This is a genomic window from Streptomyces corynorhini (assembly GCF_003346515.1).
In the GTDB taxonomy this organism is placed as follows: domain Bacteria; phylum Actinomycetota; class Actinomycetes; order Streptomycetales; family Streptomycetaceae; genus Streptomyces; species Streptomyces corynorhini.
The window spans coordinates 1-25612 of the sequence record NZ_QQNA01000025.1; the positions used below are offsets into that span (position 1 = coordinate 1).

The following is a 25612-nucleotide window of genomic DNA, read 5'->3' on the forward strand; positions in this document are numbered from 1 at the left end:
GGCTCGTCACGGAGGGAGCGGGGGTGGGGGTGCGGACAGGCCCGCTCCCTCCGTGACGAGCCAGTTCAAACCGCGTGAGTTGAAGGAGGACCAGATGGCCGAGCTGGTCAACCGGCTGATCGGGCCGATGACCCGGTTGCTCCGTACCGAGCTGCGGCTCGACCGGGAGCGGATCGGCAAGCTGCGCGACCCACGCCATTGACCGGGCCCGACGGCCCGCGGCCCGCGCCACGCCGCGCGATCCGGCCGTGAATCCGCGGGCCGCGAACTCACGGGCCGCGCACCCGCGGCCCGTTGACCCGTAGCCCGTAGCCCGTAAGCCACGATCCGCGCGGGCCCCCGACCCGGCCGGACCCCCGAACCAACCGCACGTGGAACCGCAGGAAGGCCCCACCCGATGCCCCAGGAACTCGACGCAGGCTCCACCATCTTCTTCAACCTCACCATCGACGGTGAGAGCCTGGGCAACTTCAACGGTTGTGAAGGGCTCTCCTCCCAGGTCGAGATCGAGCAGCGGCAGGAGGGCGGCAACAACGGATTCGTCTGGCAACTGCCCTCCCGTGTCACCTTCTCCAACATCACACTGACCCGGCCCCTCACCGAGGACACCGCGAAGGTGGCGCAGTGGATCTCCTCCGTCACCACGGGGGTGACCCGGCCCACCGGGCAGATCGCCGCGCTGCGCGCCGACGGTTCGATGGTCGCCCAGTGGGGGCTGATCGACGTACTCCCGGTGAGCTGGCGCGGTCCCTCCTTCGACCCGGCGAGCCCCGCCGTGGCCACCGAGGTCCTGGAGATCGCCCATCACGGCTTCACGGACGCGGGGGAGGCGTAGCCGATGAGCCTCTCCAGCTTCGGCATCGGCGACAGCCTGGTACGGGCGACGCTCGCCATCCACCAGCCGCCGATCGGCAGCAGCACCAGCCCCGGCGCGCTCATGAAGACGTTCAACTTCGACTTCAACCCCTCCCAGCTGTCGCTGACCCGCAGGGCACAGTGGAAGACCACGCCCACCGCCGCGGTGCGCGACGGCGCGGTCCCGGAGTTCATGGGGCCCGAGCCCCGGGAGATGACGGTGGAGATCTTCCTCGACCGCTCCGACGACCCGGACAGCAACGACGTGCGCAAGAAGGTGGAAGCCCTCTTCTCCTGCTGCGAGACGACCACGGCGAGCATCGCCGCGAACCAGCCGTCGACCCCGTGGGTGGTCTTCGAGTGGGGCGCCTTCTCCACGGCGCGCTTCAACGCCTACGTCAGCTCCGTGGAGGCGCAGTACACCCTGTTCAACACCAATGGGATGCCGATCCGCGCCGCCTGCCAGGTGAATCTGCACGAGATCCCGAGCAGCACGCTCGGCCAGAACCCCACCTCCGGCGCGCTCACCACCCGCCGGGTGCACCGGGTCGTGGCGGGCGACTCGCTGCAGCTGCTCGCCTGGCGGGAGTACGGGGACGCCACCGCGTGGCGCACGATCGCCGAGGCCAACGACATCGACGACCCCAAGGTGCTGACACCCGGCGTCGAACTGATGCTTCCCGCCGCTGAAGAGGTCGGCCCCTGATGTCCGATATCGGTTTCTCCAACATCCTGACGGTGCAGATCGCCGGCCGGAAGCTCAAGTCCCCCGAGGACAAGAAACTGGTGGGCGGCCAGGTCGACTTCGGCGCGGGGGTGCCCGGCGCGTTCCAGCTCACCTTCCGTGACGAGAAGAAGGACATCCTCGTCAAGCTGGGCGTCGAGATCGGCGTGCCCGTCGTCATCGCGCCCCTGTCGGACGGCAAGGGCACACCGCTGATCACCGGTGAGGTCACCGCGCTGGAGACGGACTACGACCGCACCGGTACCTTCACCGTCATCCGCGGCTACGACAAGGGCCACCGCATGCTGCGGCAGCGCAGGGTGGCGGCGTACAAGAACAAGACGGCCACCGAGATCGCCGTCGAACTGGCGCGCAAGAACGGCATTCCGATGGGGAAGACCCAGCGGACCAAGGGGCAGTACGAGTTCATCAGCCAGGCCAACGTCACCGACTGGGACTTCGTCCAGCGGCTCGCGGACGAGAACGAGATGGTGATGTCCATCAACTCGATGGGCAGATTCCAGTTCGTCAAGCGGCAGCACGCCGCCCTCGCACCCCCGGAGAGCCTGCCGAGCGACAAGAGCCCGCTCCTGCTGAAGGGCGGCGAGGAGATCATGCGCTGCCGCGCGGCGGTCACCTCGGCCGACCAGGTGAGCGCCGTCGAGGCGCGCGGCTGGAACGTCACCACCAAGCAGCCCCTCGTCTCCAAGGCGCCCGCGCTGGACAACTCGGGCTTCGCCATCGGTACGACGCCGTCCGAGGTGTCCAAGACCTTCGGCAAGGCGGAACTCGTCGAGACGGAGACGCCCTACGACAAGCTGGACGAGGTCAAGCACGCGGCCGACGCCCTCGCGGACGATGTGACGTCCTCCTTCGCCGAGGTGGAGATCACGGCGCGCGGCAACACCGAGCTGCGCCCCGGCGTCGCCGTGACCCTCAAGGACGTGGGCAAGCCGTTCCAGGGCAAGTACACGGTCACCGCCGCCCGTCACACCTTCGGCGACCAGGAGCACTACCAGACGTTCCTGAACGTCAGCGGGCGGCAGTGGCGTTCGCTGTTCGGGCTCACCTCAGGCGGCGGCGGGGCGGGCCCGGCCAGGCTGCCGAGCGTCGCCAACGCCCTGGTCACCGACATCAAGGACCCGCTGCGGCAGGGCAGGGTCAAGCTGAAGTTCCCGTGGCTGGACGACATGTACGTCAGCGACTGGACCCGTACCGTCCAGCTCGGCGGGGTCAAGGGCGGCAGTATGATCTCCCCGGACGTCGACGACGAGGTGCTGGTCGCCTTCGACCGCGGCGCCCTGGACCACCCGTACGTCATCGGCGGTCTCTACAACGGCGTCGACAAGCCGGACCCCGTCGACGTACCGGTGTACGATCCGACGCGCGGCAAGGTCACCCGGCGTACGCTGTCCGACCGCAGCAACAACCGGATCGACCTGCTCGACCAGAGTGTCGGCCTCAAGCGCGGGGTGCGGCTCTCCACCGGCGACAACCGGCTCACCATCAACCTGGACCGGACGAAGACCGAGATCGTCGTGGACAGCAAGGGGAAGGTCTCCATCAGAGGCTCCGGTGCGGTGGCCATCAACGCGGGCGGCAATCTCTCGCTGAACGCGGTGGGTTCCCTGACGATCCGCAGCGGCGGGCCGATGAGCATCAACGCGGCGAGCGCCCTGTCCATCAAGACGGGCGGTGTCACCTCCGTGACCTCCGGCGGTGCGCTCAACATGACGACCGGCGCGGCCATGTCGCTGACCTCGGGTGTCTCCCTGCAGATCACCGCGGCCATCAACATCGGCCTCCAGGCGGCCACGATCAAGTCCACCGGCCTCCTCACGTCCAACATGAAGCCGGTACTGACGGTAGGAGGTCTCTGATGGCGGAACAGTTCGTCGGCTCCGGCTGGGCGTTCCCGCTGCGTATCAGCCCCACCGGCGGTATCGCCATGGTCAGCGGGGAACGCGAGGTCGAGGAGGCCATCCGGCTCGTCCTGTCCACGGCGCCCGGTGAGCGGCCGATGCGGCCCGAATTCGGCTGCGCCATCCACGACATGGTCTTCGCCCCCGTCAACGAGGCCACCGCGGGCCGGATCCAGCACGAGGTGCACTCCTGCCTGGACCGCTGGGAACCGCGCATCGAGGTGGACGAGGTGACGGTGACCGCCGGCGCGGAACAGGGCGTGCTCTTCATCGACGTCCGCTACTCGATCACCGGCACCAACAACCCGCGCAGTCTGGTCTTCCCGTTCTACGTGATCCCCTCCCACGACGGGCCCGAGGGGTCCGGCATGTCCGACGAGCACCTTGGAAGCGACCGCTGATGGCCCTGCCCTCCCCCAACCTCGACGACCGGCGCTTTCAGCAGTTCGTCGACGACGCCAAGCGCTACATCCAGCAGCGCGCCCCCGAGTGGACCGACCACAACGTCTCCGACCCGGGCGTGACCCTGGTCGAGACGGTCGCCCACATGGCCGACCAGATCGTGTACCGGCTCAACCGGGTGCCCGAGAAGAACCACCTCGCGTTCCTGGACCTCATCGGGATCACCCTCTTCCCGCCGTCCGCCGCGCGCGCCGACGTCACGTTCTGGCTGTCGGCGCCGCAACAGCAGCCCGTCGTGCTGGCGACGGGCACCGAGGTCGCCACGGTCCGCACCCAGACCGAGGACGCGGTGGTCTTCGCCACCGAGCGCGAACTCACCGTCATCCCCTGCGAGTTGTCGTACCTGGTGGTCCAGCGGGCCGACGAGGAAGCGGTCGACCGCACCTCGGACCTCGCCGAGTCCAAGGACGTGCACTGCTTCACGGAGGCCCCGCGCCCCGGCGACCGCATGCTGTTCGGACTCAGCGCCGCCGTACCGGAGTGCGTGGTCGTCCTGGAGCTGGACAGCCAGGTGGACGGTGTCGGTGTCGACCCCCGGCAGCCGCCGCTGACCTGGGAGGCGTGGACCGCCGACGGCTGGGTGGGCTGCGACGTCGAGCGCGACACCACCGGCGGGCTCAACCGCCCCGGCGAGGTCGTGCTGCACGTCCCCGGCGGCCACGCGCTCTCGCGCACCGGCCGCCGCGAGGCGGGCTGGCTGCGCTGCCGGGTCACCGAGCCGGAGCACGACCAGCCCTTCTACACCACCTCGCCCACCATCCGCTCCGCCGAGGCGTTCAGCATCGGCGGCACGACCGGCGTCGTGCACGCCGAGACGGTGCGGGACGAGGCGCTGGGGGAGTCCACCGGGCTGCCGGGACACCGGCTGCGGCTGGCGCACAGCCCCGTCGTCGGCGGCGCGGAGCCGCTGCTCCTCCAGGTCGCCGAGCGCGACGGCTGGATCGACTGGGAGACCGTCGGCCACTTCGCCGCCTCGGGCCCCACCGACCGGCACATCACCCTGGACGCGACCACCGGCGAGATCGCCTTCGGCCCTTCCGTACGCGAACCGGACGGCACACTGCGCCAGTACGGCGCCGTAGCGCCCAAGGGCGCGCCCATCCGGGCCCGCCGCTACCGTACGGGCGGCGGAAAGGCCGGCAACGTCGCCAGGGGCGCCATCCAGGTGCTGCGCGACTCCATACCGTACGTCTCCGACGTCATCAACCGTGAGGCCGCGCGCGGCGGTGTCGACGGCGAGACCGTCGAGGAGGCGAAGCTCAGGGCACCCATCGCGCTGAGCGCCCAGGACCGTGCCGTGACCCTGCGGGACTACGAGGAGCTGGCCCGGCGCGCGGCGCCCGAGACCGCCCGCATCACCTGCCTCGCGGCCGAGCCGGACGAGCACGGCGCGCACGCCGTGCGGGTGCTGGTCGTCCCGCAGGCGGTGTCCGACCCGGGCGGCCGACTGCGCTTCGAGCAACTCGTCCCGGGAGACGACCTGTTGGGCCGCATCACCCGGTACCTGGACGAACGGCGCCTGATCGGGACCCGGCTGGCCGTCGGGCCGCCGTTCTACCAGGGCGTGACCGTCGTCGCGACCGTGCACGCCTTCCGCGGCACCGACACCGACCGGGTCAGGCGGCAGGCGCACGACGCCCTGTACCGCCACCTCGACCCGCTGACCGGGGGAGCGCACGGCACGGGCTGGCCCTTCGGCCGCCCGGTGCAGGCGGGCGAGGTGTTCGCCGTGCTGCAACGGGTGCCGGGCGTCGAGCTGGTGGACGAGGTGCTGCTGCACCCCGCCGACCCGCTCAGCGGCAAGCGCGGCGACCCCACGGAGCGCATCGATCTCGAACCCCCCGCGCTGGTCTTCTCGTTCGACCACCGCGTCCGGGTGATAGGGGACGCGTCGTGAGTACGAGCGACGGCGCGAGCGGGGGCGTGGGCGTGGGCGCGGGGGTGAGCGCGAGCAGGCGCGGCGCCGTCGACGGACTCGGCTCCTCGGCCCCGCTGGGCGTGATGCTGCCCGCGGTGTTCGCCGACGACGATCTCGCCCAGCGCTTCGTGGCGGGCATCGACGAGGCCCTCGCACCGCTCCACAACGTGCTCGACTGCCTGGACGCCTACTTCACGCCGTCACTCGCGCCCGCGGACTTCACCCGCTGGCTCGGCGGCTGGGTGGGCGCGGAGACCGAAGGGTCCGACGCGGCCGGGCGCACCGAGGGAACCGCCGACCGGGACCTCACCGAGGCCCCGCTCGCCGCACCGGCCACCGGCCACCCGCAGGACACCGAGGCGACGGCCGCGCTGCGCGCCGCGGTGACCGCCGCCGTACGGCTGCACCGCATCCGCGGCACCCGGCGCGGACTGTCCGAGGCGGTACGGCTCGCCTTCGGCGTGGAGCCCGAGATCACCGAGAGCGGCGCGGCCACCTGGGACGCCAGGCCCCTGGGCCCGGTCCCCGGCGAGGGCCGCCCGCGCCTGCACGTCACCGTACGGCTGCCGGAGCCGGGCCCCGCCGCCGAGCACCGGCTGGAGCGCCTCGTAGCGGCAGCTCGCCCCGCCCATATGCCTTACACGGTCCAGGTGACCGCAGCCGAAAGGACTTCCGACAGGTGACCAGTCAGCAGGCTTCCCCCTCCAAGCCACCTTCTTCCGAGGTCGGCGGCGACACGGGGAACAAGCCACGCCACTGTGCCGAGTGCGGCACGCGGCCGACTCCGGGGCAGTCCTTCTGCGACGGCTGCGGCGCGGTACTGAGCTGGACCCCGGACACCCGGGAGCAGGGTGCGCGCACGTCGGGCGGGCCGCGCGACGCGTCTGCCGCGGGCCCGGATACGCCCGCCGACGCTGACGCTGACGCAGCCGACGCAGCCGACTCCGGCAGCCCGTATCCGGTGCGCGCACCGGCCCAGGACCCGCTGCGCGAGCCGATTCCGGGGCCCTTCCACGAGCCGCTGCGCGAGCCGGCCCAGGGGCCCTTCCACGAGCACACACGCGCCGATTCGCCGATGCCGCCGGACGAGGACGACGACACGCTGCCCACGATCCCCGTGACCCGCGCCGCGCCGTCCGCTCCCCCGGCCGCCTTCCCGGCCGATGCTCCGGCTCCTCCGGCCGCCGCCACCCCGGACTCCGACGCGAGCGCGCGGGCCAGGGCGCTGCTCGTACCGGTCGCCGAACAGCGCGCCGCCGCACCGGCACCGGACGTCGCCCCGGTCCTCCCCGGCATGCCCGCCGCGGCCCGCCCCCGGGTCCAGTCCCCGGCGGGCGAACCGGCCGAGGAGACCGGCCCCCCGTGCCCCTGGTGCGAGGTCGGCAACCGCCCCGACCGGCACTTCTGCCGACGCTGCGGCATGTCCCTCGCGGAGCGCCCCGGCGTCCCCGAGGCGCGCGCGCCCTGGTGGCGCCGGATGTGGAACTTCGGCGACGGCCCCACGCCGTGGGCGGGCGAACGCCCCAGGCTGCGCCGGGGGATCGGCCGGATCTTCAGCTGGATCGGGTACGGTCTCGCGCTCGGACTGGTGATCTACGCGGCATTCAACGTGGGTACGGCGTGGAACGCGGCACGCGACCACTTCTCGAAGCGGGCCCAGGTCACCCCGGACTCCTACGAGGCGTCCCGCTCCTTCGGCAAGCACCCGCCGAAGCTGCTCTTCGACAAGATCAGCAACAGCTGGTGGGGCCCCGGCATCTCGGGTGACGCCAACGGCGAGTGGGTCGAGGCGCGTTTCGCGGAACCCACCCGGCTGCTGGACATCCTCGTCACGTCCGGCATCTCCACCAAGGCGTCCGACCTCACCGAGGCCGCGCTGCCGCGCCGGATGGACGCGATCGTCACCACGTCCGACGGCAAGAAGGCCACGCGCCAGATCACGCTGGACCAGATCAGCGGCCCCCAGCAGCGGAAGTTCCGGGCGCAGAACGTGGTCAGCGTACGGTTCGTCCTGCGCTCGGCCTACAACGTGGGCTCCGACAAGCAGGTCTCGATGGCCGAGATCGAGTTCTTCACCCGCGCCACGACGAACGGCACGTAGGACCCACCGCCGCTCCGACCCCGTCCGCCTCCCCAACCGGCCTTTCCACAGGCCGTGTTGGGGAGGCGGCCGGGTTTCTCAGCTGATCAGACCCTTGTCCCGCAGATACGGGACGGGGGAGATGTCGGAACCGAACGCGGGCCCCGTGCGCATCTCGAAGTGCAGGTGCGGCCCCGTGACGTTGCCGGTCGCGCCGGACCAGCCGATGAGCGTGCCGCCCTGGACGCTCTGGCCGACGACGGCCTTCACCTCGGAGAGATGGGCGTACTGGCTGTACATGCCGTCCTCGTGGCGGATGACGACCTGATTGCCGTAGTCGCCGCCGGGACCCGCCGTGACGACCTCCCCCGGGCCGATGGCCGCGACCGGCGTTCCGGTGGGGACCACGAAGTCGACGCCGGTGTGCAGGCCGGTGGACCAGGAGGAGCCCCGCTGGTGGTACGGGGTGCCGGCCGGTGCCTTGACGGGCAGGGTCCAGCCGCCGGACACACTGCCGCCCGCCGGGACGACCATCTGCGGGGAGGACTTCATGATGGCCTTGACGTACTCGTACGTCTCCCCGTCCGCCCCGCTCGCGCGCGGCACACCGCCGTACTTCTCCACCGTCTGCCAGCCCGTGTGGTGCCCGGCCAGGGCCAGTTCCAGCGGGGTGCCCCGGTAGCCGGGGTGCTCCTTCGCGGTCCGCAGGAGACCGCACATCCGCTTGCCCAGTGACGGTATGGCGTCCGCCGGGTCCAGGATGTCCGCGACGCCGTCGTTGTTGCCGTCGATGCCCTCGGTCGCCCAGTCGGCGTCGGAGAACTGCGCGATGCCCCGGGTGACGGGCCGCTGGGTCCGTGTCCCGTCGGGCAGCTCCGCGCCCGACGGGCTGTCCTCGGAGGGGAGTTCGGAGGCGGGGCTCCCGCCGGAGGCGGTCTCTCCGCCGGTCTCTCCGCCCGTCTCTCCGCCCGTCTCTCCGCCCGTCTCTCCGCCCGATTCCCCGTCCGATTCCCCGTCCGGCTCTCCGCCCGGCTCGCCGTCCGTCGTGTTGTCCGCTGCCCGCTGGTCCTTGCTCCGCGGGTCCGTCAACGAGCCCTCGCCGTCCGCCGATCCGTCCGCCGCTCCGTCCGTCGATCCGTCGGCCGACCCGCCCGGCTCGTCCAGCGGAACCGACCGGGCCCTCGGATTGAAGTTGCTCGCCTGCTTCAACTGCGCCGCCAGCAGGGGCGCGGTGAGCAGCTTGTCCGTACAGTCGGCAGCGGCGTCGCGTATGAGCTTCGCGTATATGACAGGCACACCGACGTCGCCCGCCTTCAACTCGGTTCCCACCGGGGCGGGGACGTTCCCGTCGGCCGCCTCGCTGTCGTCGAAGGTCCCGAGCAGGACGGCTCCCAGCCCGATCGACAGGGGCGTGATGACGGCTCCGGCGATGACCGGCACCATCCAGCGAGGGATCTTCACAGGTCCGACACTCCCCCTACTCGACCATCGCGGTGAGGCTTACTATGTCATCCGCGCCGGGGAGGCCCGAGCACGCCCCGTGCACTCGTCACGAAGGCGCGCGCAGGGCGTCCACCGGTTCCATGCGGCTTGGACAGATCGGCGGGCGTCACGACCGTGAGCGAGTCCTGATGCCCGGGGGCCGGCGCGATCGGCGCCTGGCGGGCCACCTGCTGGGCCGCGCCGAGCGAGGTGTTGATCAGTACGTGGGTGACGTTCCGCAGCCCGAGGCGGTCACCTGCCGTCGTGGACGGCGGCAACTCGGCGGTGGACAGCCGCTGTTCGCGCCGCATGCCGCCGAGGACGCCGACGACCGTGTACGACTGGCCCTTGGAGAAGACCGCCGGGGCGTCCTCCACCCGGCTGATGCCGAGCAGCCGCGCCGCCTGGTCGCCGACCACCGCCACCTGGTCGTGGCGGGCGACGTTGCCCGCTCGAAGAACCGCCCGGCGGTCATCCTCCCGCGTACGGCCGCCGGTACGTCCTCCGAGGCGGCGACACCGGCCAGGGTCTGGCCGGAGGTGTCGCCGGGCGCGTTGATGTCGTTGGACTTACCCGCACACTGCCGGTCGCGGGGGAGTTCCGAGGGGGCCGTCGGCGGCGAAGGCCCGCGCGGCGAAGCGCTCGCCGATGCGGCGGTGGGTGGCGGCGTCCGGGTGGAGCTGATCGGGGAGGGGGAGTTCGGCGGAGTCGGCCTGACCGTAGAGTTCCCGGCCGTCCAGGTGGTGGAGGTTCGGGTCCTCGGCCGCCCGCTCCCGCACGATGCGGGCCAGCTCGTCCCGGATGACGCCCAGGGTCAGCTTGCCGCTCGCGCGCTCCGCCGGGTCACCCGTTGCCCGGAAGCTCAGCCGTCCGGCGCTCAGAGCGGTGAGGTCCGGGGCGCTGGGTCCCGGTGTGTCCTCGTGGATGGGGCACAGGATGGGCGAGACGACCAGCAGCGGTGTGGTGGGGTGGCCCTCGCGGATGGTGTCGAGGAAGCCGTGCACGGCCGGGCCGAAGGCGCGCAGCCGCATCAGATCGGAGTTGATCAGATTGATGCCGATCTTGACGCTGATCAGGTCGGCGGGGGTGTCCCGCAGCGCGCGGGCGGTGAACGGGTCGAGGAGGGCGCTGCCGCCCAGCCCCAGGTTGATCAGCTCGACGCCGCCGAGCGCGGCGGCGAGCGCGGGCCAGGTGGTGGTGGGGGAAGCCGCGTCCGAGCCGTGGCTGATCGAACTGCCGTGGTGCAGCCAGACCTTGCGGCCCCGGTCCGGTACGGGCTCGACGGGGGCGTCGGTGCGCAGGGCGACGAGTTCGGTGGTCTCGTTGTGCGGCAGCCAGATCTCGACGTCCTTGACGCCTTCCGGCAGACCGGTGAAGCGCAGGGTGCCGACCGGTCCCGGCCTGCTCTCGGCGGTGCCGGCGGCCATGTCGATGGTCACGGTGTTGCCGCCGCGCACACGTGCCTGGTCCGTCAGCCGGCCGTCGACGAGCAGGTCGTACACCCCGTCCGGGCGGGGCGGGGCACCCGCGTAGACCCGCTTGGTGGGCAGCGTGTCGAGTTCGACGGCACCGGCCCGGGTCCGGAAGACCAGCCGTACGCCGGAGGGCTGTGACTCCGCCATGGCGAGCTGCGGGTCGGCGCACTGGGCGCGGGCGCGCGCGGGCAGCCGGTGCGGCAGGACACCGTGTGCGGTGTGTTCGAGGTCGAGGGCACCGCGCAGGAGGTCTTCTGTGAGGGGTGTGGTGATCCAGTCGGGCGGGGAGGAGTGCATGGTCCTGGCCTGTTCGTCGGTGTTCGGGTGTTCAGGTGTTCAGGTGTTCGATTGTTCGGACGGGCGCGAGAGGGGGCGGGGGCGGGCGGCACCTCGCTCAGGGGCCGGGCTCAGGGGCCGGGCTCGGGCTCCGGGCTCGGGCTCCGGGCTCGGGCTCCGGGCTCAGGCCCCGGCTCAGGCCCCGGGCTCGGGGTCGGGCCAGTTCCGCAGCAGGGCGTCGAGAGCGTCCAGGATCCTGGACCACGACACCTCCGAGTCCGGCGCGCTGTGGCTGAACCCTCCCTGCGCCTCCAGGCTGGCGTACCCGTGGAAGACGCTGCCCAGCAGCCGGACGGCGTGCGTCTGGTCGGGCTCCGCCAGGTCGTAACCGCGCAGGATCGCCCGCGTCATCTGCGAGTGCCTGCGACCGGCGCCGGCCGCCGCCGTCTGCGGATCGAGCCGGAGCTGAGCCGCGGCGTAGCGGCCCGGATGCTCGCGGGCGTAGTCGCGGTAGACGTTGGCGAAGGCGGTCAGGGCGTCCTTGGCGGCCCGCCCGGCCAGCGCGGCGGCGCCCCGGTCGGCGAGTTCCTCCAGGGCGAGCAGCGCGATCCTCGTCTTGAGGTCCTGGGAGTTCTTCAGATGTGAGTAGAGGCTCGCGACCTTCACATCGAAGCGTCTGGCCAGCTCCGAGACCGTCACCTGGTCGAAGCCGACCTCGTCGGCCAGCTCCGCCCCCGCCAGGGTCAGCCGTTCCGTGGTCAGTCCTGCATATGCCATAACCGTCACCTCTTTCGACAGAACCGATTATTAATTTGCCTAAGACCTTTAGGCAAATTAGCGTGCCCTGTATGAACCCGTTGAGTGAACGAGAGATTCGTGCCGCGTTCGTGAACTGCACGAAGGGCGCGGCCAAGCGGCTGGCCGTCCCGCGCGACCTGGCCGACCAGCCGTGGGACGACCTGGACTACCTGGGCTGGCGGGATCCGCAGTCCCCCGGCCGGGCCTACCTCGTCGCCGTCCTGGACGGCAGGCCGCGCGGCCTCGCGCTGCGCGCGGGCTCCGCGGCCTCGGGGGCGCGGAGCGGCATGTGCTCGATGTGTCTGACCACTCACCCCGGCGGCGTCTCCCTGATGGTCGCGCCGAAGGCGGGGAAGGCCGGGCAGCAGGGCAACTCGGTCGGCGCCTACATCTGCGGCGACCTGGCCTGTTCGCTGTACGTGCGCGGCAAGAAGGCCGCGGGCCCCGGCGCGCGGCTGCACGAGTCGCTCACCCTGGAGGAGAAGATCGCGCGGACGATGACGAACGTCGCCGCGTTCGTCGACAAGGTGACCGCGTGACCCGCGTGACCCGCGTGATCTGAGCTGTCTCGCTCCAGAGCCCCGACCCCAGTCCCAGCCCCCGGCCCGGCCCCGGCCTCAGCCTCGGCCGATGTACGGCATCCCCGTGGCCATCACCGTCGCGAACTGAATGTTCGCCTCCAGCGGCAGCTCCGCCATGTGCAGTACGGTCCTGGCCACGTCCGCGACGTCCATGACCGGCTCCGCCATCCGCTCCCCGTTCGCCTGCGGCACCCCGCGCGCCATCTGCCCGGTCATGTCGGTGGAGGCGTTGCCGATGTCGATCTGACCGCAGGCGATGCGGTACGGGCGGCCGTCCAGGGAGAGGGATTTGGTGAGGCCGGTCATGCCGTGCTTGGTGGTGGTGTAGGCGACGGAGTCGGGGCGGGGGGCGTGCGCCGAGATGGAGCCGTTGTTGATGATGCGGCCGCCCTGCGGGTCCTGCTCCTTCATCAGCCGGAACGCGGCCTGGGCGCACAGGAAGCTGCCCGTCAGGTTGGTTTCCAGGACCTTGCGCCAGGCCGCGTACGGCAGTTCCTCCAGGGGGACGCCGCCGGGTCCGAAGGTGCCCGCGTTGTTGAAGAGCAGGTCGAGGCGGCCGTAGCGCTCGCGCACCGCCGCGAACAGGGCGTCCACCGCCTGCGGGTCGGACACGTCGGTCGGTACGGGCAGCGGCGCCGCCGCCGTACCGGGGGCGCCGTCCGCAGCCGCCCGTGCCGCCGTCTCGTCGAGCGTCCCCGGGCTCCGCCCGGCCAGGACCACCGTCCAGCCCGCGCCGGTCAGGGCCAGGGCGACGGCGCGGCCGATGCCCGAGCCCGCGCCGGTCACCAGCGCGACTCCCGGCGCGGGACGGCGTTCCTGGTCGGTGGAATCGATCTTCCGCATGGCGTTCATGGCCCCGCAGCGTACGGGCAGCGACGGCCCGGCGCGACAGACGCGGCGCGACAGGCCCGGCGCGGCCGACGCCCGGCGCGACAGGCCCGGCGTGGCAGGCCCGGTCAGCCGTCCACCGGGTACCGCACCCCGACGCGCTCGCGCACCGCGTCGAGCGTCCGCATCACCGCGAGCGTCCCCTCCAGCGGCACGAGCGCGGACTCCGTCTCCCCGGCCCGCAGACAGCGCATCACCTCGGCCGCCTCGTACTGGAGCCCCCGCAGACCGCCGTCCGCCGTGTACTCCTCGGGCTCGGCGCCCTCCCGGCGCAGTACGAAGCGCTCCGTGCCGAAGAACCCCGACGGGACGTCGATCCGGCCCTTCGTGCCCGTCACGGTCGCCGTCACCGGGGTGCCCGCCGTCACCGAGCAGGTCAGCAGCGCGGTCGCGCCGGAGTCCCAGCCCAGCAGCATGCCGGTGTTCAGGTCGACGCCCTCCGGCGACAGCAGCGCCTCGGCCTGTACGCGGTCCGGCTCGCCCAGCAGCAGGTGGGCGAAGGAGACCGGATAGACGCCGAGGTCCAGTACGGCGCCGCCGCCCAGGGCCGGGTCGCGCAGCCGGTGCCCGGCGTCGAAGGGGCCCTGGAGGCCGAAGTCCGCCTGAACGGTACGGATCTCACCGATCGCCCCGTCCCGCACCAGCTCCGCCAGCCGCAGCACGACCGGGTTGCAGTACATCCACATGGCCTCCATCAGGAACAGGTCCCGCTCCCGCGCCAGCGCCACCAGCTCCCCGGCCTCCCGCGCGTTGAGCGTGAACGCCTTCTCGCAGAGCACCGGCTTCCCGGCCGCGAGCGCCAGCCCGGCGGCGGCCCGGTGCGCGGAGTGCGGAGTCGCCACGTACACGACGTCCACCTCCTCGTCGGCCATGAGCCCGGCCCACTCCCCGTACGCGCGCGGGATCCCGAACCGTTCCGCGAACTCCTTCGCGGACGCCTCGCTCCGCGAGGCCACCGCCACGATCTCCGCGTCCGGCAGCTCCCGTACATCGGCCGTGAACCGCTCGGCTATTCCGCCCGTCGCCAGCACCCCCCAGCGCACGGGACCGTCTCCGGCCACTCGCCCCGCTGTCCGCTTCACCGTCATGGCTCCTCCATCGGAAATGGTCTGGACGTGTCCGGCTGAGCTGAGAGCATAGGTGCGGATTCAACGACTCATGGAGATATGGATGCCGGACGGCGGCCGAACCACCGAAGGACACGCACCACGCGGAGCACAGATAGAGACGGGGCGGAAGCCAGGACAGCGCCGTCCGGCGGACCCCCCGAATCCGAACCAGTCACCCGTACCGAACCAGCAGCAGGCCGGGCAGCAGACCGGCCCCTCGCCGTCCACAGCGGCCACCACCACCGCCCCGGCGGCCACCACCACCGCCGCGACCCCGGCCGCGACCGCCCCGGCCCCCACCGCCGCGCGCCGCGCCGGTCTGCTCGTCACCCTCGTCCTGGGCGGGCTCACCGCACTGCCCCCGCTCTCGATGGACATGTACCTCCCGGCCCTGCCCGAGGTCACCCGCTCGCTGAACTCACCGGCCGCGACCGTCCAGATCACCCTCACCGCCTGCCTCGCCGGCATGGCACTCGGCCAGATCGTCGTCGGGCCGATGAGCGACCGGTGGGGGCGGCGCAGGCCGCTGCTGTTCGGCATGTTCGTCTACATCTTCGCCACCGCCATCTGCGCGCTGGCCCCCACCGCGGAACTGCTCATCGCGTTCCGGCTCCTCCAGGGCCTCGCGGGCGCGGCCGGTATCGTCATCGCCCGCGCGGTGGTCCGTGATCTCTACGACGGCGTGGAGATGGCCCGCTTCTTCTCCACCCTGATGCTGATTTCCGGCGTCGCGCCGGTCATCGCGCCCGTGATCGGCGGACAGGTCCTGCGCGTCACCGACTGGCGCGGCATCTTCCTCGTCCTCACCGTCATCGGTATCGCGCTGACCTTCGTCGTCTGGAAGTGGCTGCACGAGACCCTGCCGCCGGAGCGGCGCCACAGCGGCGGCGTCGGCCATGCGCTGCGCACCATGCGCGGGCTGGTCGCCGACCGGATCTTCACCGGATACATGCTGGCGGGCGGGCTCGCCTTCGCCGCGCTGTTCGCGTACATCTCGGCATCGCCGTTCGTCGTGCAGGAGATCTACGGAGCGTCGCCGCAGACCTTCAGCCTGCTCTTCGGCGTCAACTCCATCGGGCTGATCGCCGTCGGCCAGATCAACGGCAAGATCCTCGTCGGCCGGGTCGCCATGGACCGCGTGCTGTTCTTCGGGCTGGCCGTCATCGCGCTCGCCGCGCTGGCGCTGCTGCTGATGACCAGCGGAGTCTTCGGCTCCGTCGGCCTCTTCCCGGTGGCCGCCGCGCTGTTCGTGCTGATGTCGGCGATGGGCCTGGCGATGCCCAACACCAACGCGTCGGCGCTGATGCGCACCCCGCACGCGGCGGGCTCGGCCTCGGCCCTCATCGGTACGGCGTCGTTCCTGATCGGGGCCATCGCCTCGCCGCTCGTCGGGATCGCGGGCGAGCACACCGCGGTGCCCATGGCCGTCGTCCAACTGGTGTCCGCGCTCGGCGCGCTGGGCTGCTTCCTCGGCCTCGTACGGCCGTGGCAGCCGCAGCGCCCGATGGAGCGGCGCCCGGTCGGCTGAGCCACCCGGCACACCGCGCACCCGAGCCCCGTCACACAGGTGACGGGGCTCCGCCGTACGCGGCCGGAATCCGCACGTCCCGGCAGGAGACCTCCGCGATACCCGCGGGCCGGTCAGACCCGGCCGACCGGACGGGGCTCAGGCGCCCCGCCGCCGTCGCGCCAGCTCGTGGGCCGCCTCCGGCCACCTCGGGTAGGCGAAGGTGAAGCCCTCTTCGAGCAACCGGCCGGGCACAACACGCCTGCTCTTCAGCAGCAGTTCGGTGTCCGAGCGCAGCGCGAAGGCGCCCACTTCCGTCATCCAGCGCATCGCGGGCAGGCCCACCGGCACACGCCACGCGGCCCGCAGCCCGCGCATGAACGCGCGGTGCGGCAGGGGCTCGGGGGCGGCCAGGTTCACCGGCCCGGCCACATCGTCCCGCTCGGAAAGAAACTCGACCGCGCGGACGAAGTCGTGGTCGTGGATCCACGACACGTACTGCGCGCCGCCCGCGACCGGGCCACCGAGACCGAGGCGGGCCAACCACGACAGGACGTCGAAAACGCCGCCCCGGTCGGGGCTCATCACCATGGCGGCGCGCAGGGCCACCTTGCGGGTGCGCGGAGTCCCGGCCTGTTCCTGTTCCCGCTCCCATGCCTTCGCGATGTCCACGCTGGAGGACCAGTAGCGCGGAACGCCGCTCTCCGCTCCGCCCATCACCCCGGTGGCCTCGTCGTTGGGCGCGTCGAAGCGGTGTGCGTAGATGGTGGCGGTGCTCATCTGGAGCCAGACGCGCGGAGGATGTGCCGCGGCGTTGATCGCCTCGCCCACGACGCGGGTGGAGAGCACTCTCGACTCCATCATCGCCTGGAGATTGGCGGGGGTGTAGCGGCAGCTCACGCTGCGGCCGGCCAGGTTGATCACGACATCGCTGCCGTCGATCGTCTCGGCCCACGGGCCCGAGGTCCTGCCGTCCCAGTGGACTTCACCGGGCCTCACGGGCCGTCTGGTCAGCACCACGACCTCGTGCCCGGCCGCGGTCAGCGCACGTTTGAGGACCGAACCCACCTGCCCGGTTCCCCCAGGAATCACGATCTTCACGCAGTCCTCCCGATTCGCCGCGACGTACCGTATCCCAAAATTGAACGCGCTCAAATCCTGGGGTCGCCGGCCGGATCGACCGGAACGGCGTTTCGGGGCGCCAGCCTGAGGGTTCGCGGGATTCTGGCGTGCTCCTGCCAGTGGCGGAGGCTAGATTGAGGCGCGATCGCCGCACCCGGGGCACGGGGCTCTGCTGGGAACAGCGGCATCAGAAGGGGACCAGGATGTCTGAACGGTCCGATGTGACGGATACGGCCTGTGCCTACCGGCGAACGGGAATCGTCCCGGTGGGCGAGGCCGGAGGACTCAAGGCGCTGACGGATCGGGAGAGAGAAGTGCTTCTCCTGCTGGGTACGGGGCTGGGCAACCGGCGGCTGGCGAGTGAGCTGGGCATCGCGGAACGGACGGTGAAGGCGCATATCGCCCGCATAGCGAACAAGCTGGGGCAGGAGACGCGGCTACAGGTCGCGGTGGTGTCCGTGCTCTCCCACGCTGTGCTCTGCGGTGATCCGTCCTGTCCGTGTCGGCACTCCGCGCTGTCGCCCGGCGCTCCGAGGATGTCGGTCGCGTGAGTGAGGGCCGCGCCCGGTCTCGGTGAAACGGGGGCCGGGCGCGGCCCGCCGGGTGGGCTCCCCGCTGGGGCGTGAGCTTGATCTCGTGGACGTCGCCCGTCGGAGCGCGGGTCCGGGGAGCGCGGCCGGAGGTGCCATGATGGAGCCGCATGGATCTCATACCTGCGTGTCGGGGAGGCCGACGCGCCACAGTGAGGAGCACAGCATGGCCGCCGGATCCGCAGACAGCCCCGCGACTCTCTACGGGCCCGCCTCGCTCACTTTCGGCGCGGTCGCCGTGATCGCCGCGGTGTTCGCGGGCTTCGTCGGGATGGCGATCCCGCTTCTGTTCGGCAGCCTCGCCGTCACCTTCGCGCTCCTCGGCCTGGCCCGCCGCCTCAACCGGGGTCAGTGCGTCACCGGCCTCGCCCTGGGGGCTCTGGGCGTGCTCTACCCCGTCTTCCTCGTCACCGTTCTGGGCGTCTGACGTACTCCGTCCGCCCCCACGGCCCCTCCTGCGACTGCTACCGAGACTGCGGCTGCGGCTGCGGCTGCTTCTGCTACCGAGACCGAGGCTGCGCCTGCGGCCGAGACTGCGGCTGCGGCAGCGACGGTGACTCGCGGGGCGGGGCTTCGGTCCCGACTCCGCGACGCGTCCGGCCTTCCCCGACCCCGGGTACGCGTGGCGCGCCCCGCACTCTTCCGGCTCTCCGTGCCGTCCGCCGCCCGCCCCCTTGATTGTCATGCGCATGATGAAACTTGCCCTGAAGGGCAGTGTCCATCAGGGCGCTGCCCAAGGAGACACTTACCCGCAACCCGCCTCCTTCCTAAAGTCGTTGGCACATCCACTGCCGAAGGGGAAGAGCGGTCATCGGTCTCTCCTGAGGGGTCTGACGGAGAAGGCGTGGCTCGCAGGGGCGCTCCGGCCGCTACCGGCCGACGCCGCGCGGACCGGCCAGCAGCGGCAGGTGCGGCCGTGACGGGTTTCCAGCCGGGGGGTCCGGCAGACCGACGGGCCCCGCGCGGAGCCCTTCCGCTCCGTGCTCCTCCAACTCGCCGCTCTCACCGGACCGGACGCGACCGGCGCCGGTGCGGGGCGATCCGTGCACCGGCCTGCGGGCCGGGCCGGCGGCGACGTTGTCGGCAGATGTCCGGCAGAACGGAGCGGGTTGGCCCGCTCCCGCGGATCAGCAGTGACATCGAAGAAGACGAAAGGCCAGATCCATGCAGCTTTCACGTTCCGTCAGGGTCGCAGCGCTGTCCCTGGCCCCGCTCGCCCTTGCCGTGCCGGGTTTCCAGGCGTCCGCCGCCCCCGACACGACTCCGAGCCCGGCCGGTCCGTCGTTCTCCCTGTCCGCCCTGTCCTCCGGCCGGCTCGACGACGTGTCCGGCGTCGGCACGGACAGCGTCGAGGGCCGGATGCTGGCGGAGCAGGGGTTCGGCGTCATGCGGGCGGCTTCGGGAGAGAACGCTGTCGTCGACCGTTCCTCCGCCCGCGAGGGGATAACCGCCGCGGTCGGCAAGTCCTTCGTGGAACTGTCGTGGAAGGGGTACGCGAAGGACGCCCGCTACGTCGTCACCCGCGACGGTGCCGAGGTGGCCCGGCTGGCGGCCGGGGTCACCTCCTTCCGCGACACGAACGTGGCACCGGGGGCCGACTACCACTACCAGGTCGCGCCGGTGCTGCCGGAGAAGGGCGCCCCGGGAACACGGCTGTGGGGCATGAAGGTGTCCGTCCCGGCCTCCGGGTCGCTGACGGCTCTGCGTGAGCAGGCGGTCTCCCGGGCAACCGCCGCAGGCGTCGCCAAGACGTCCACACTCTCCTGGGTGACCTTCATCCCGCAGAAGAAGGTCAACGCTCCCGCGGCGGGCTGTGACTACGGCAGCAAATTCCAGTTCGGCGGTGACGGACGCAGCAAGTTCGACTGGAAGTCGAGCAAGTACCGCACCGCCCTGCACGCCACGGTCACATGGAAGGGCAAGAAGGTGGTGGGCAACAAGGATGTCCACTCCACCAGCGTCTACGTGAAGAAGACCGGCGAGAAGGTCGCCACCAAGACCGCCTCCAGCAAGAACATGGTGGCCAAGAAGCTCGGTTCCGGGGGAAGTTACGTGGACGTGCGGATGACCATGCACGCCACCAATCCCTTCTGCAAGGGGCTGGGCAGCGTCAAGGGGGCCATCGACGGGGCCTTCACCATCAACCTGACCACGAGCGGGAACTACACCATCCGGTCCGGTAAGCACCGGCTGATGCCCAACCACCACATCTACATCTACGACGGTGGCGATGTCACCAACGTCTACACCCGCAAGTACGCGAACGCCAGCTGCCTGGTCGGTTCGGTCGCCTGCCCCGAAGCCGATCTGACCGCCCTCTACGGCAAGTTCTGACCGGGAAACCTCCCGACGGTCCGCCGACGGAGACGGCGGACCGTCTCGCGTTCCCGATGCGGCCGGGCCCGCCCCGCGCGCTCGGTCCGTCCGATGCGCCCTCGTGCGGCGGTCCGTCCGACGCGCCCCCGTGCGCTCGGTCCGTCCGACGCGCTCAGTCCCGGTCTGTCCGACGCGCTCAGTCTTCGAGACGCGGGTATCCGATCAGGTGTGTCCTGAACGTGCCGTCCGTCCAGCGGAAGACGCCGACCCCCATGGTCTCGGAGCTGGGCAGCCGGACGTTGGCCGCCAGCGGCGCGGGCGCCGCGTTCTTCAGATCCACCCGGACCGGCCTGCCGCCGCCCGCCATCGCGTCCGCCGTACTGCGGGCGCTGATCGCGCCGTACGCCGTACCGTCGTCCGACACGGTCGTCAGGGTCAGCGGCTCGGTGCCGTCCGACTCCTCGAAGCAGTACCCCAGCTTCTCGTCCAGGTCGAAGGCGAGCCGCCCGGCGATCAGGAACTGGCCGCCGGGGGAGGTGACCAGACGCGGGTCGTCGACCGGCTTGATCGCCGGTTTGCGGCAGCGCACCTGGATGACGGCCTTGCCCTTCGCCACATCGTGCAGCACCCACAGATCATGGGTCCCGGCCTCCTTGGAGCCCTTCTTCGGCTGCCACTTGGCCAGGAGGTAGCCGCCCGCCATCGAGGCCGGGATCCCGGACGCCGGGTCGGCCTCCTTCGGCGCGACCTTCCTGCTGTACCAGCCGCCGCGCACCCAGAACTCCCGGGCGCCGCTGATCAGCAACCCCTTGTCGGTCATGGCCCGCACCTGGGTCAGCTTGCGGCAGTCCCCGCACCCCTTGGGATAGCCGAGCGAGCCGGGCGGGACCTTGACCACCTCGGCGGTCGCCGGGTCGACGACCGCGCTGGTCGCCTTGCCGTCGCTGATCACGATCCCGGGGCCGTCCGCCGTCACGACCGGCGCGTCCGTCCAGGGGACCTCGACCCGGGAGACCTGGCCGGAGGCCGCGTCGTACACGTCGAGGGAGACGATCGACTCGGCGGCCTTCAGCGCCTGCGGGCTGAGCTTCCCGTACGACCACGTGACGAAGTAGTCCTGGCCGTCCTTGGAGACGGAGAGCAGCCGGGGGAAGCGGTCGCCGGTGAACAACGGCCGCCACGCCTCGCCCTCCCAGCCGTACTTCCCGGTCGCCGGGTTCAGCGTCCGCAGCCGGAACAGTTCGTTGCCGACCCGCTCCAGATACGCGATGCGGTTGGTGGCCTCGGCGATCGCGTACTCGGTGGAGCCGTCCGGGATGTCCCAGCCGTGCTTCGTGTCGAACGCGGCGGGAACGGTGAGCCGGGGCGCGCGGGCGGCGACATCGTTCGACATCGTCGTCCTGGGCACGTCCGTGCCCTTGGCTTTGGACTTGGTGGTTTGCTTGCCGCCACAGGTGGCGAGCAGGAGGAGCAGCGCCAGCACGATCACCCCGACCACCAGGGTGATCCGTACGACCCTCTGTCTCATGGTCCCCCCGGGAGAGCGGCGGCTGGACAGCCGAGAGCCGTAGCGTAGCAACTGCTTTCAGGGCCTCCGCGGTTCCGTCCGCCCCCGCGGAACGGCCCTGTCCGTTTGTCTTCGCCCGCGGCCGTTTCCCGCCCACGTACCGGTTCGGAGCCACGGAATCCGCGTCTACGATTTGTCGGTGAACGCCACCCTCCCCACCTCGGAAGCCCTGCGGTCCGCGCTCGCGGGCCTGCTCGACGGGCTGCCGCCCAAGCAGGCCGCCCAGGCCGTCGAGCGGCTGATCGCCAACTACCGGGGCACCACCCCCACCGACGCGCCCGTCCTGCGGGACAGGTCCGACGTGGCCGCCTACGCCGCCTACCGGATGCCGGCCACCTACGAGGCCGTACGGGCCGCCCTGGCCGCCCTCGCGGGCGCCGCCCCCGACTGGGAGCCCGGAAGCCATCTCGACGTGGGCGGCGGCACCGGGGCGGCGGTATGGGCGGCGGACGCGGTCTGGGACCGGCCCGCCGCCCCCCGTACCACCACCGTGCTGGACTGGGCCGAACCCGCGCTCGCCCTCGGCCGCGAACTGGCCGCCGCCTCCGGGGTGCCCGCGCTGCGGGCCGCCGACTGGCAGCGGGCCAGGATCGGCGCGCAGCTGAAGCTGCCGGAGAGTGACCTCGTCACCGTCTCGTACGTACTGAAGGAACTCACCGCCCCCGACCGCGCCGCGCTCGTCACCGAGGCCGCGCGGGCGGCGCGGGCCGTGGTGATCGTGGAGCCGGGCACCCCGGACGGCTATCTGCGGATCATCGAGGCCAGGGACCGCCTGATCGCGGCGGGCCTGCGCGTCGCCGCCCCCTGCCCGCACGACGGCGCCTGCCCGATCGAGCCCGGCACGGACTGGTGCCACTTCGCGGCCCGGGTCAGCCGCTCCTCCCTCCACCGGCAGGTCAAGGGCGGCTCACTGCCGTACGAGGACGAGAAGTTCAGCTACGTCGCGGCGGTACGGTTCGACGCGCGACCGGTGCCCGCGCGGGTGACCCGCAAGCCGCAGATCCGCAAGGGCCAGGTGCTGCTGGAGCTGTGCACGGTGGACGACGGGCTGCGCCGCGAGACGGTCACCAAGCGGCAAGGCGCGCTGTACCGGGAGGCCAGGGACGTGGCGTGGGGCGAGGCGTGGGGTGAGGGCCGGGCGACCTGACGGGGGCGAACCGCTCCGGCGGAGCCGGGCCGCTCCGGCGGAAGCCGCCCGGCGGGCTCCAGTTTGACGCCTTGATGGGATGATGGTGTCATTGCTTCATGTTGTATGCGCTGCCTTCTCTGGATCGCCACGATCACCGCGTCCTCGACGAGATCGAAGTGATACGGGAGGCCCTGCGGATTCACCTGCGTGCCCCGCGCCAGTGGGAGGGGCAACTGCGCCGGAACCTGACCGCGCGAGCGATCGCGGGCTCGAACACGATCGAGGGATACGCGGCCAGCGTCGCCGATGTCGAGGACATCATGCTCGGCGAGGCTCCGGTTGACGCTGGGCGCGCGGTATCCGCAGAGATCGAGGGCTACCGGCAGGCCATGACCTACATCCAGCGTCTGGCTGACGCCGGGGAGGACTTCCGCTACAGCAAGGAGCTGCTCAACGCCCTGCATTTCATGATGCAGGGGCACCACCTCCTCAAGAGACCTGGCTGGTGGCGTACCGGCGCGGTGTACGTGACGTCGCCCGAGGATCCCGCCACCGCGGCCTATACCGCACCGGCCGCTACTGACGTGCCGTCTCTGACGGCGGAGCTGGTCGCGTGGCTGAACGACGGTGATCCGCAGGCCCCCGCGCTGGTGCGGGCCGCGATGGCGCATCTGAACCTTGTCGCCATCCACCCCTGGTCCGATGGCAACGGACGTATGTCCCGCGCCCTTCAGACCTTGATGCTGGCGCGGGAGGGCATCCTGGCGCCGGAGTTCTCCAGCATCGAGGAATGGCTCGGCCGCGCGCGTAACACCTACCGCTACTACGACGTCCTCGCTGACGTCGGCGGTCCCGTCTGGACTCCCGACCGTGACACCCACGCCTGGGTGCGGTTCTGCCTGCGCGCCCATCACCAACAGGCGCAGACCGTACGGCGTCAGGTCGAGACCACCGCGGCCGTCTGGACCGCGCTGGACGAGGCCGTCGCCGGTCGGGGCTGGCCCGATCGCATGCTGCACGCCCTCTATCCGGCCGTCATGGCCGGCCGCGTACGCCGCGCCACCTATGAGGTCGACGCCGAGCTGAGCGAACAGCAGGCCCAACGCGACCTGCGGGAACTGGTCAACGCCGAGTGGCTGACAGCCCGTGGGCAGGCCCAGGGCCGTTACTACACGGCGGGCAAGGGCCTTCCCGAGTCCGTCCGGCTGACGCGGTCACCCCAGCCGTTGCGGGACCCGTACGACGCCTGACCGGCGCGGGAGGTGTGGGAGGTGTGGGAGGTGCGGGAGGCGCGGGATTCCACGGGAGGTGCGGGAGGCGCTCACCCGGGCGCGCCGGGAGTCGGCGGGCCGGCGGGGGCTGTGCTGTCGCGGGCGTGACTTTTCGGCCCTCTTGACGCTGTCGACCTCGGGGAGTGATGATGCGGTGACATAAGGTAGCGGGCTGGATGGATGAGGTGAATCGATGAGCGTTCGATTGATCGCCCACACCGCACAAGGTGGCGGGCACGGCAAGGACGAGGGCGAAGGAGACGGGCACCCCGGTCAGCCGTGGTCGCCGACCGACGAGCCCACCCCCGACGGTTCGACGCCGCCCGGCGAGGGGACGCACAAATAGTGTCGAGTTCCACCGAGCACGCGGGGCGGCCCACTCATGAGGAGTTGGGCCGCCGCCTCCTGGACTCGGGTTCCATGGCGCCCGACTGGGCCGAAGCCTATGAGGCCGTGCCCCGCTCCCGCTTCCTGCCGGATCTGATGTGGCCGCATTCCATGGCCACCGGCCGAAATGTCGCGGTCGACAAGAGGCGGGACCCGCAGGCGTGGCAGAGGTACGCCGACTCGGACGACCCCATCGTCACCCAGTGGGACGACGGCGCTCACGACGGCCAGGAGCCGGGCACGTCGTTCAGTTCGTCGTCGTCCATGCCGAGCCTGGTCTTCTCGATGCTGGCCGACCTCGCGGTGCGGCCGGGGCAGCGTGTGTTGGAGATCGGCGCCGGCACGGGATGGAACGCCGGTCTTCTGGCCCACCGTCTCGGCGCCGCGAACGTCGTCACCACAGAAGTGGACGGCGCCGTCGCGTCAGCGGCACAGGAGGCGTTGGACCGTTGCGGGCTGCCGGTGGAGGTGGTGCACGGAGACGGCTTCCTCGGGTACGCGAAACGGGCCCCGTACGACCGGATCATCGCCACGTGCGGTCTGCGAAAGGTCCCTTTCGCATGGGTGGAGCAGTCCAGCCCCGGAGGCGTGATCCTCGTTCCCTGGGGGACCTATTACGGACCAGGCGAGGCCACAAGCCGGTTGGTGGTCGCCGACGACTGCCGGAGTGCGTCAGGGCCGTTCTCGCGTCCCGTGGCGTTTATGCGCATGCGCTCCCAGCGGTTCGCGTGGCCCCGGCATGACGCGTACGTACCGGAGGGCGCGATGGACGCCGCCGCCACGTCGTTCACGTCGGTCACCGAGGCGGAACTGCGCGGCACGGGTAATTTCGACGTGATCGGATTCGCGCTGGGCCTGCGCGTGCCCGCCGTCACCCACATCGCCGACCGCAAGCGCGACGGAAAGCGTGCCGTGTGGTTCTACGGACTGTCGGACAGGTCGTGGGCGGTGGTGGTCTTCCGTGACGACCGCGCGGAATCCAAGGTGTACCAGTCGGGCCCCCGACGTCTCTGGGACGAAGTGGAAGCCGCGCACAAGTGGTGGGTGGAGCAGGGGAGCCCAGACTTCCCCCGCTTCGGCCTGACCGTGGACGCGGACGGCGAACGGGCGTGGCTGGACTCGCCGGACAACCCCGTGGCGGCGTGGTGAGCGG

At 71.4% G+C, this 25612-nt stretch carries 25 protein-coding genes; 17 read left to right on the forward strand and 8 right to left on the reverse strand.

What is annotated here, in order from left to right:
- Positions 1 to 52: 52 nt before the first annotated feature.
- The 8 genes from DVH02_RS35045 (at position 53) to DVH02_RS04395 (ending at position 7982) form a co-directional block, all read left to right on the forward strand.
- On the forward strand, positions 53 to 202 hold the full coding sequence (locus tag DVH02_RS35045; RefSeq protein ID WP_158575839.1) for a hypothetical protein: 150 nt from the start codon (positions 53 to 55) through the stop codon (positions 200 to 202).
- A gap of 195 nt (positions 203 to 397) precedes the next feature.
- Entirely contained in the window at positions 398 to 835 is a 438-nt protein-coding gene (locus DVH02_RS04365) for a phage tail protein (RefSeq protein WP_114622337.1), read from the forward strand.
- A gap of 3 nt (positions 836 to 838) precedes the next feature.
- Complete coding sequence (locus DVH02_RS04370; protein ID WP_114622338.1) at positions 839 to 1561, forward strand: CIS tube protein; 723 nt, start codon at positions 839 to 841, stop codon at positions 1559 to 1561.
- Positions 1561 to 3459 (forward strand): VgrG-related protein, encoded by a 1899-nt coding sequence (locus DVH02_RS04375; protein WP_114622339.1) that lies wholly within the window; start codon positions 1561 to 1563, stop codon positions 3457 to 3459. Before DVH02_RS04370 ends, DVH02_RS04375 begins: the two co-directional genes overlap by 1 nt.
- Entirely contained in the window at positions 3459 to 3902 is a 444-nt protein-coding gene (locus DVH02_RS04380; RefSeq protein WP_114622340.1) for a GPW/gp25 family protein, read from the forward strand. Before DVH02_RS04375 ends, DVH02_RS04380 begins: the two co-directional genes overlap by 1 nt.
- Positions 3902 to 5860 (forward strand): putative baseplate assembly protein, encoded by a 1959-nt coding sequence (locus tag DVH02_RS04385; RefSeq protein WP_114622341.1) that lies wholly within the window; start codon positions 3902 to 3904, stop codon positions 5858 to 5860. Before DVH02_RS04380 ends, DVH02_RS04385 begins: the two co-directional genes overlap by 1 nt.
- 104 nt (positions 5861 to 5964) lie before the next feature.
- Positions 5965 to 6564 (forward strand): phage tail protein, encoded by a 600-nt coding sequence (locus DVH02_RS04390; RefSeq protein ID WP_114622373.1) that lies wholly within the window; start codon positions 5965 to 5967, stop codon positions 6562 to 6564.
- Entirely contained in the window at positions 6561 to 7982 is a 1422-nt protein-coding gene (locus DVH02_RS04395) for an NADase-type glycan-binding domain-containing protein (RefSeq protein ID WP_114622342.1), read from the forward strand. The genes DVH02_RS04390 and DVH02_RS04395 overlap by 4 nt, the downstream gene beginning before the upstream one ends.
- A gap of 78 nt (positions 7983 to 8060) precedes the next feature.
- On the opposite strand, the gene DVH02_RS04400 is transcribed toward DVH02_RS04395, so the two are convergent.
- The 4 genes from DVH02_RS04400 to DVH02_RS04420 all read right to left on the reverse strand — a co-directional run bounded on the left by DVH02_RS04400 (position 8061) and on the right by DVH02_RS04420 (position 11971).
- On the reverse strand, positions 8061 to 9422 hold the full coding sequence (locus DVH02_RS04400; RefSeq protein WP_233518034.1) for a M23 family metallopeptidase: 1362 nt from the start codon (positions 9420 to 9422) through the stop codon (positions 8061 to 8063).
- A 47-nt stretch (positions 9423 to 9469) separates the two neighbouring features.
- The gene (locus tag DVH02_RS04405) at positions 9470 to 9862 is read right to left on the reverse strand and encodes a hypothetical protein (RefSeq protein WP_147285996.1); all 393 of its coding nucleotides are present in this window, start codon (positions 9860 to 9862) and stop codon (positions 9470 to 9472) included.
- 150 nt (positions 9863 to 10012) lie between these two features.
- Positions 10013 to 11215 (reverse strand): GDSL-type esterase/lipase family protein, encoded by a 1203-nt coding sequence (locus DVH02_RS04410; RefSeq protein ID WP_114622345.1) that lies wholly within the window; start codon positions 11213 to 11215, stop codon positions 10013 to 10015.
- A gap of 174 nt (positions 11216 to 11389) precedes the next feature.
- Entirely contained in the window at positions 11390 to 11971 is a 582-nt protein-coding gene (locus DVH02_RS04420) for a TetR/AcrR family transcriptional regulator (protein WP_114622346.1), read from the reverse strand.
- 71 nt (positions 11972 to 12042) lie between these two features.
- On the opposite strand from DVH02_RS04420, the gene DVH02_RS04425 reads away from it, so the two are divergent.
- The gene (locus DVH02_RS04425) at positions 12043 to 12531 is read left to right on the forward strand and encodes an FBP domain-containing protein (RefSeq protein WP_114622347.1); all 489 of its coding nucleotides are present in this window, start codon (positions 12043 to 12045) and stop codon (positions 12529 to 12531) included.
- A 78-nt stretch (positions 12532 to 12609) separates the two neighbouring features.
- Here DVH02_RS04425 and DVH02_RS04430 read toward each other — a convergent pair whose 3' ends face one another.
- Positions 12610 to 13425, reverse strand: coding sequence for an SDR family oxidoreductase (locus tag DVH02_RS04430; protein WP_407697588.1), 816 nt, complete (start codon positions 13423 to 13425; stop codon positions 12610 to 12612).
- A gap of 104 nt (positions 13426 to 13529) precedes the next feature.
- Positions 13530 to 14549: a Gfo/Idh/MocA family protein gene (locus DVH02_RS04435; RefSeq protein WP_114622349.1), complete on the reverse strand. Its 1020-nt coding sequence runs from the start codon at positions 14547 to 14549 to the stop codon at positions 13530 to 13532.
- A gap of 82 nt (positions 14550 to 14631) precedes the next feature.
- On the opposite strand from DVH02_RS04435, the gene DVH02_RS04440 reads away from it, so the two are divergent.
- Positions 14632 to 16098, forward strand: a complete 1467-nt coding sequence (locus DVH02_RS04440; RefSeq protein WP_114622350.1) for a multidrug effflux MFS transporter — start codon at positions 14632 to 14634, stop codon at positions 16096 to 16098.
- 138 nt (positions 16099 to 16236) lie between these two features.
- On the opposite strand, the gene DVH02_RS04445 is transcribed toward DVH02_RS04440, so the two are convergent.
- Entirely contained in the window at positions 16237 to 17178 is a 942-nt protein-coding gene (locus DVH02_RS04445) for a TIGR01777 family oxidoreductase (RefSeq protein ID WP_114622351.1), read from the reverse strand.
- Positions 17179 to 17402: 224 nt separating this feature from the next.
- On the opposite strand from DVH02_RS04445, the gene DVH02_RS04450 reads away from it, so the two are divergent.
- The 3 genes from DVH02_RS04450 (at position 17403) to DVH02_RS04460 (ending at position 20123) form a co-directional block, all read left to right on the forward strand.
- Positions 17403 to 17750, forward strand: a complete 348-nt coding sequence (locus DVH02_RS04450) for a helix-turn-helix domain-containing protein (RefSeq protein WP_114622374.1) — start codon at positions 17403 to 17405, stop codon at positions 17748 to 17750.
- A gap of 205 nt (positions 17751 to 17955) precedes the next feature.
- On the forward strand, positions 17956 to 18216 hold the full coding sequence (locus DVH02_RS04455; RefSeq protein WP_114622352.1) for a hypothetical protein: 261 nt from the start codon (positions 17956 to 17958) through the stop codon (positions 18214 to 18216).
- Positions 18217 to 18953: 737 nt separating this feature from the next.
- A complete protein-coding gene (locus DVH02_RS04460; protein ID WP_114622353.1) occupies positions 18954 to 20123 on the forward strand; it encodes a hypothetical protein in 1170 nt (389 codons plus the stop codon).
- 178 nt (positions 20124 to 20301) lie between these two features.
- On the opposite strand, the gene DVH02_RS04465 is transcribed toward DVH02_RS04460, so the two are convergent.
- Positions 20302 to 21633 (reverse strand): hypothetical protein, encoded by a 1332-nt coding sequence (locus DVH02_RS04465; protein ID WP_199566166.1) that lies wholly within the window; start codon positions 21631 to 21633, stop codon positions 20302 to 20304.
- A 178-nt stretch (positions 21634 to 21811) separates the two neighbouring features.
- Between DVH02_RS04465 and DVH02_RS04470 the strand changes: the two genes are divergently transcribed.
- The 4 genes from DVH02_RS04470 to DVH02_RS04480 all read left to right on the forward strand — a co-directional run bounded on the left by DVH02_RS04470 (position 21812) and on the right by DVH02_RS04480 (position 25608).
- Complete coding sequence (locus DVH02_RS04470; protein WP_114622376.1) at positions 21812 to 22819, forward strand: small ribosomal subunit Rsm22 family protein; 1008 nt, start codon at positions 21812 to 21814, stop codon at positions 22817 to 22819.
- Between the two features lie 98 nt (positions 22820 to 22917).
- Positions 22918 to 24051, forward strand: a complete 1134-nt coding sequence (locus DVH02_RS04475) for a Fic family protein (RefSeq protein WP_114622354.1) — start codon at positions 22918 to 22920, stop codon at positions 24049 to 24051.
- Between the two features lie 214 nt (positions 24052 to 24265).
- Positions 24266 to 24418 (forward strand): hypothetical protein, encoded by a 153-nt coding sequence (locus DVH02_RS35500; RefSeq protein WP_199566167.1) that lies wholly within the window; start codon positions 24266 to 24268, stop codon positions 24416 to 24418.
- 74 nt (positions 24419 to 24492) lie between these two features.
- On the forward strand, positions 24493 to 25608 hold the full coding sequence (locus tag DVH02_RS04480; RefSeq protein ID WP_114622355.1) for a methyltransferase domain-containing protein: 1116 nt from the start codon (positions 24493 to 24495) through the stop codon (positions 25606 to 25608).
- Positions 25609 to 25612: the final 4 nt, after the last annotated feature.

Excerpts from the sequence above, each read along its gene's own strand:
- DVH02_RS04365 (WP_114622337.1), top strand. The coding sequence starts at position 398 with ATGCCCCAGGAACTCGACGCAGGCTCCACCATCTTCTTCAACCTCACC.
- DVH02_RS04370 (WP_114622338.1), top strand. The coding sequence starts at position 839 with ATGAGCCTCTCCAGCTTCGGCATCGGCGACAGCCTGGTACGGGCGACG.
- DVH02_RS04375 (WP_114622339.1), top strand. The coding sequence starts at position 1,561 with ATGTCCGATATCGGTTTCTCCAACATCCTGACGGTGCAGATCGCCGGC.
- DVH02_RS04380 (WP_114622340.1), top strand. The coding sequence starts at position 3,459 with ATGGCGGAACAGTTCGTCGGCTCCGGCTGGGCGTTCCCGCTGCGTATC.
- DVH02_RS04385 (WP_114622341.1), top strand. The coding sequence starts at position 3,902 with ATGGCCCTGCCCTCCCCCAACCTCGACGACCGGCGCTTTCAGCAGTTC.
- DVH02_RS04390 (WP_114622373.1), top strand. The coding sequence starts at position 5,965 with ATGCTGCCCGCGGTGTTCGCCGACGACGATCTCGCCCAGCGCTTCGTG.
- DVH02_RS04410 (WP_114622345.1), bottom strand. The coding sequence starts at position 11,215 with ATGCACTCCTCCCCGCCCGACTGGATCACCACACCCCTCACAGAAGAC.
- DVH02_RS04420 (WP_114622346.1), bottom strand. The coding sequence starts at position 11,971 with ATGGCATATGCAGGACTGACCACGGAACGGCTGACCCTGGCGGGGGCG.
- DVH02_RS04425 (WP_114622347.1), top strand. The coding sequence starts at position 12,043 with ATGAACCCGTTGAGTGAACGAGAGATTCGTGCCGCGTTCGTGAACTGC.
- DVH02_RS04430 (WP_407697588.1), bottom strand. The coding sequence starts at position 13,425 with ATGAACGCCATGCGGAAGATCGATTCCACCGACCAGGAACGCCGTCCC.
- DVH02_RS04435 (WP_114622349.1), bottom strand. The coding sequence starts at position 14,549 with ATGACGGTGAAGCGGACAGCGGGGCGAGTGGCCGGAGACGGTCCCGTG.
- DVH02_RS04440 (WP_114622350.1), top strand. The coding sequence starts at position 14,632 with ATGCCGGACGGCGGCCGAACCACCGAAGGACACGCACCACGCGGAGCA.
- DVH02_RS04450 (WP_114622374.1), top strand. The coding sequence starts at position 17,403 with ATGTCTGAACGGTCCGATGTGACGGATACGGCCTGTGCCTACCGGCGA.
- DVH02_RS04455 (WP_114622352.1), top strand. The coding sequence starts at position 17,956 with ATGGCCGCCGGATCCGCAGACAGCCCCGCGACTCTCTACGGGCCCGCC.
- DVH02_RS04460 (WP_114622353.1), top strand. The coding sequence starts at position 18,954 with ATGCAGCTTTCACGTTCCGTCAGGGTCGCAGCGCTGTCCCTGGCCCCG.
- DVH02_RS04465 (WP_199566166.1), bottom strand. The coding sequence starts at position 21,633 with ATGAGACAGAGGGTCGTACGGATCACCCTGGTGGTCGGGGTGATCGTG.
- DVH02_RS04475 (WP_114622354.1), top strand. The coding sequence starts at position 22,918 with ATGTTGTATGCGCTGCCTTCTCTGGATCGCCACGATCACCGCGTCCTC.
- DVH02_RS35500 (WP_199566167.1), top strand. The coding sequence starts at position 24,266 with ATGAGCGTTCGATTGATCGCCCACACCGCACAAGGTGGCGGGCACGGC.
- DVH02_RS04480 (WP_114622355.1), top strand. The coding sequence starts at position 24,493 with ATGGCGCCCGACTGGGCCGAAGCCTATGAGGCCGTGCCCCGCTCCCGC.